Annotated in this window: 3 protein-coding genes; all 3 read right to left on the minus strand. The window is 61.0% G+C overall.

Features of this window, described 5'->3' with window-relative positions; translation table 11 throughout:
• Positions 1–1,046 (minus strand): calcium:proton antiporter (locus EN884_RS30945; protein ID WP_128360937.1); only part of this gene is annotated, 1,046 nt, incomplete at its 3' end.
• Positions 1,047–1,115: 69 nt separating this feature from the next.
• On the minus strand, positions 1,116–2,888 hold the full coding sequence (locus EN884_RS30950; protein ID WP_024502336.1) for an AMP-binding protein: 1,773 nt from the start codon (positions 2,886–2,888) through the stop codon (positions 1,116–1,118).
• A gap of 31 nt (positions 2,889–2,919) precedes the next feature.
• On the minus strand, positions 2,920–3,106 hold a 187-nt coding region (locus EN884_RS39115; protein WP_206617679.1), incomplete at its 5' end, for a hypothetical protein.

The following is a 3,106-nucleotide window of genomic DNA, read 5'->3' on the forward strand; positions in this document are numbered from 1 at the left end:
GTCAAGAATGTTGTTCTTTCAGTACTAAAGCTCACATTGCATATGAAGAGCGCTAAAATCAAAAGCACTGTGTCAGTCGCTGGAAGCCCCAGGGTTAACCCTCTGCCCGTCAGCAGGCTGGCGGCTGCGACCGCCGGTATTGTCAAACCGATTGTGGCGCAAGCGGAACCCATCGCGACATTCAAACCGCGTTGCAGCTCATTGTTGAGTGAAGCGCGAACCGCCGAAATGGCCTCCGGCATCAACACCAGCCCGGCGATCATTGCCCCCACAATACTGTCAGCCTGGGTCACCTGGTAGGCAACGAGCGTATCTTCGACGCTTGCCGCGACCTGCTCGGCGAGCATGACAATGCCGATCAGGCCGGCCATCAGCAACAGAGCGCTGGCAAAGACGCTTTCGTGAGGAGCAGTCCGCAGCGAAACGCCGTGGGCCTGCCCTTCGACAAAGTCTTCTCGGTGGCGGACAGTCTGCGCGAACACAAAACTTGCATAAAGCAGCACCGAAAGCACGCTCACAAAGCCAAGTTGAGCTGCCGAAAATGTGCCCGGCCCCGTAGCTTGTGTGTAGGTCGGCAGAATAAGCGTCATGATGGTCAGCGCGATCAGAACCGCCAAATATGCGCTGGTCCCTTGTCGAACAATTGCCTGCTTGCGATGGCGCCAGCCGCCAAGCGCAAGACACGTGCCGACGACGCCGGTAGATGCAATCATCACCGTTGAAAAGACGGACTCACGTGCAAGCGTAGGGTTGTTCTCTCCATGCAGCATCATGGAAACGATGATCGACACCTCGATTGCCGTCACGGCAAAAGTCAGCACCAATGTGCCGTAGGGCTCTCCTACACGCCGAGCCACCGCCTCGGCGTGGTCGAGCACCACGAAAATGGTGGTGAACATGATCGCACTCGAAAGCGCTCCGACGAGTATCCTGACGCCCAGCGAACCTTCGTCCGCCGACAGCCCGCCTGCCCTGACGGCGACAGCCATCACCAAGGCGGCCAGCGGCATCGCATATGAAGTCACCGAACGTCCGAAACCGCTCATGCAAGCCCCTGCGCGCTGCTGCGAACCGTGGCTGCATTCGCGCACCGACAGATCGAAGCGTTCACCCGTTCACGCCGTCTTCTGCGTCACCAAGCCCAGTTCCTCCACCATCGCCTCGCGCATCAGGAACTTCTGCGGCTTGCCGGTCACCGTCATCGGCAATTCGGTGCGGAAGCGGATGTGGCGGGGGATCTTGTAATGGGCGATCTGGCCGGCGCAGAAGTTTCTGACCTCCTGCTCGGTGGCGATCTGGCCGGGCTTGAGCACGATCCAGGCGCACAGCTCCTCGCCATATTTGGCGTCGGGAATACCGAACACCTGCACCTCCTTGACCTTTGGATGGCGGTAGAGGAATTCCTCGACCTCCCTGGGATAGACGTTCTCGCCGCCGCGGATGACCATGTCCTTGACCCGGCCGACGATGTTGCAATAGCCCTCGGCGTCGATGGTGGCGAGGTCGCCGGTGTGCATCCAGCCGTCGGCGTCGATCGCCTCGCGGGTCTTGTCGTCGTCGTCCCAGTAACCCTTCATCACCGAATAGCCGCGCGTGCAAAGCTCACCCGGTACGCCGACCGCAACTGTAGCGCCATCGGCATCGACCGCCTTGACCTCGACATGGGGGTGGATGCGCCCGACGGTCGAGACGCGCTTTTCCAGGGGGTCGTCGACGCCGCTCTGGAACGACACCGGGCTGGTCTCGGTCATGCCGTAGGCGATGGTCACCTGTTCCATATGCATCAGCGACACCACCTTTTTCATCACCTCGATCGGGCATGGCGAACCGGCCATGATGCCGGTGCGCAGGCTGGAGAGATCGAAGGCGGAAAAATCCGGATGATCCAGCAGAGCAACGAACATGGTCGGTACGCCATAGAGCCCGGTGCAGCGTTCCTGAGCCACCGCCTTCAGCGTGGCGCCGGCGTCGAACCCTTCTCCCGGGAAAACCATGGTGGCGCCTTTCGAGACGCAACCCATCGTGCCCATCGACATGCCGAAGCAGTGGTAGAGCGGCACTGGTATGCAGAGCCGGTCGTCGGCGGTCAGCTTGATCGCCGAAGTGACGAAATTGCCGTTGTTGACGATGTTGCCGTGGGTCAGCGTCGCGCCCTTGGGGGCTCCCGTGGTGCCTGAGGTGAACTGGATGTTGATGGCTTCGCCCGGCTTCAGCTTCTCAGAGATGCGGTCGAGGCTGTCATGCTCGTCACGCCCGGCCATGGCCAGCACATCACCGAAATTGAACATGCCGGGCGAGTTCTCGTCACCCATGCGGATGACGATCTTCAACGCCGGCAGTTTTTGTGCCTTGAGCTTGCCCGGCGTGGCCTTGGCGATCTCGGGTGCCAGCGTCTCGATCATGCCGAGATAATCTGACGTCTTGAACCTGGCAGCGGTGACCAGCGCCTTGCAGCCGACCTTGTTCAGCGCATAGTCGAGCTCGGTCAACCGGTAGGCCGGGTTGATGTTGACCAGGATCAGGCCGATGCGGGCGGTGGCGAACTGCGTCACCAGCCATTCCCAGCGGTTGGGCGACCAGATGCCGACGCGATCGCCCTTTGCCAGGCCCAGTGCCAGGAAGCCGGCGGCCAGCGCATCCACCGTGTCCGAAAGTTCGCTCCAGGTGAAGCGCTTGTTCTGGTCGACGAAGACGGCGGCGTCGAGCGTGCCATATTTGCTGACCGTCTCGGAAAACAGCGCGGGGATGGTCTTGTCGAGCAGCGGCACGCTGCGTTCGCCAGAGACATGCGCCCTACCATCGACGGGTGCGACGAAGACACCGCCCGCTCGCGCTCCGCGTCCGCGCAGATTGCTGGCATTCTTCAGCTCGTCGAGATTGACCGGCATCGCTCTCTCCTCCCGGGATTGGCCGAGCCTATCAGCCTGAGGGGGTGGTGAAAATCCCGGCGATAGTCGTGGCAGGGCAACGATCCGGCCCACGACGCTTCGGGGCCTTCGTTGGTTGATGAACATCAAACGCAAAAACCCGCCTGGGCGGCGGGTCACTGGCGCAAATCAGCACCATAGGTAAAAATGTAGCATAGCTGCTCTCACCAGTCAAGGAA

This window comes from Mesorhizobium sp. M7A.F.Ca.AU.001.01.1.1 (genome assembly GCF_004022735.1).
GTDB classification, from domain to species: domain Bacteria; phylum Pseudomonadota; class Alphaproteobacteria; order Rhizobiales; family Rhizobiaceae; genus Mesorhizobium; species Mesorhizobium ciceri.